This is a genomic window from Lysinibacillus sp. CNPSo 3705 (genome assembly GCF_028674935.1).
Classification (GTDB): domain Bacteria; phylum Bacillota; class Bacilli; order Bacillales_A; family Planococcaceae; genus Lysinibacillus.
This window is the reverse complement of the sequence record NZ_JAQZSD010000170.1, coordinates 1-1039: the sequence shown is the minus strand read 5'-3', so window position 1 is coordinate 1039 and position 1039 is coordinate 1. Positions and strand designations below refer to the sequence as shown.

General features: G+C 29.1%; 1 protein-coding gene. It reads right to left on the bottom strand.

The genetic code is table 11. The annotated features are described in order from the left end of the window. Positions 1-351: 351 nt before the first annotated feature. A partial coding sequence (locus PVA17_RS24825) for an ATP-binding domain-containing protein (protein WP_274069353.1) occupies positions 352-1039 on the bottom strand: 688 nt, incomplete at its 5' end.

Here is a 1039-nt window from a genome sequence, read left to right as displayed (position 1 = left end):
TTTATTGTACTTTTTTTGACTCATGGTCGGACACGTCCTCTCTTATGTTTAATTCTATTGATTTAACCGAGGTATGTCCACTTATCTATAATACATCCAAAATTAATTTTAAAAAATAGGGATAAGAAAAGGGATACTGATCAAGAGTTCCACTCCCGTTCAATATCCCTAACCTCGAAGATCGTTGATATACCGCTGTTTATAAGCTGGTAAAAATGGAGTCGCCGGCTATGCTTACATACCTTATACAGAGTGCTTATATATTAGACCTTTGAAGGGGTTTTCACCCCTCCAATAAATATATACTAACCAGGAAATAGCAGGGTTATAAAATTTTTTACGGAGACAAGATTACTTTATAATAACGACTTCATCAAGGTTACTTATACTCTTTTTAGCTAGTATCTCATTTAAATACTCTATATAAAACTCTTCGTGTTCAATAATTATAACCTGCTTTTTAGCCCTCGTTAAAGCAACATAATGATTATTAGATATATTTTTTGTTGAAAAATCATAGTCACTTGCTCTTACAATTACCCTATCAAACTCTAAACCTTTAGTTGCAAAAACAGTCATAACCTTATGCTTTTTTTTGCTTTTTATAAACGATATACAATATCTTCTATCACTATATGTTTCATAAAAACGACTTATTTCCTCTGAAGTTAATTGTATATTAATTATTTCTGTTAATTTGTCTAATTTGTTTTTAGTATTATCAAAATCCAATATAGAACTTCTTAATACTTCTATTATAGATTCAACTTGTTTCGTTTCATCCTCTAGCTCTACATTCAAATCTAAACATAGATTATACACTGAATAAAATGGATCGTTAATCATATTTAATATACATCGTAAGACAAACGAATTATTTAGACCTTCATCAATCGGCGTGCGCGGTATAAACTCAAAATCATAACCATTTTCATTCAAATAATTCTTACAAGTTTCTGCATCATCGTTAAAGTTAATAATTATTACAATTTCTTCTTCTTCAATATTTGATAAAGTTTCTAAGTATTCTATTATAGAT